This is a genomic window from Streptomyces polyrhachis, from assembly GCF_042663125.1.
Lineage (GTDB): Bacteria > Actinomycetota > Actinomycetes > Streptomycetales > Streptomycetaceae > Streptomyces > Streptomyces polyrhachii.
This window is the reverse complement of sequence record NZ_JBHSZO010000094.1, coordinates 1-674: the sequence shown is the minus strand read 5'-3', so window position 1 is coordinate 674 and position 674 is coordinate 1. Positions and strand designations below refer to the sequence as shown.

1 protein-coding gene is annotated in these 674 nt (G+C 63.8%); it reads left to right on the top strand.

Annotated features, from left to right (window positions below):
* Window positions 1-50 precede the first annotated feature (50 nt).
* Window positions 51-674 (top strand): condensation domain-containing protein (locus ACFQLX_RS25715; RefSeq protein WP_386418931.1); only part of this gene is annotated, 624 nt, incomplete at its 3' end.

The following is a 674-nucleotide window of genomic DNA, read 5'->3' as shown; positions in this document are numbered from 1 at the left end:
ATGCCGGTCAGCGTGAGCATGTTGCTCCGCGTAGTGAGGTGGAGGGGTTGTTGGCGGGGATCTGGCAGGAGGTGCTGGGTCTGGAGGATCCCGTTGGGGTCTACGACAATTTCTTTGCGTTGGGTGGGGATTCGATCCTCAGTTTGCAGGTGGTGTTCCGGGCTAAGCAGCGGGGCTTGTATCTCTCGGTCAAGCAGCTCTTCCAGCATCAGAGCGTTGCGGAGTTGGCGCCGGTCGTCCAGCGCCAGGATGTTCGGCGTATCGAGGCGCAACAGGGCTTGGTGACGGGTCCGGTTGAGTTGACGCCGATTCAGCGTTGGTTCTTCGCGCAGGACTTCGCTCATCCGCACCATGTCAATCAGTCGATGGTGATGGAGGTGGATGATGCTCTGACGCCTGAGCAGTGGCGGCAGGTGGTGGGGTTGCTGTTGGAGCAGCACGACGGTCTGCGTTCCCGGTTCTTCCAGGAGGCGGGGGAGTGGCGGGCTGAGCTGGCCGGGATGCCGGAGGAAGTGCCGTGGGAGGTCCATGACCTTTCCGTGGTTGCGTCGGGTGAGCGCGAGGATCGCCTGCTGGAGATCGCCGGGCAGGCGCAGGCCGGTCTGGATTTGGCGCAGGCCCCGCTGATCCGCGCTGTCCTCTTCACCGGACTCGACCACCCCCAACCCTCCGGG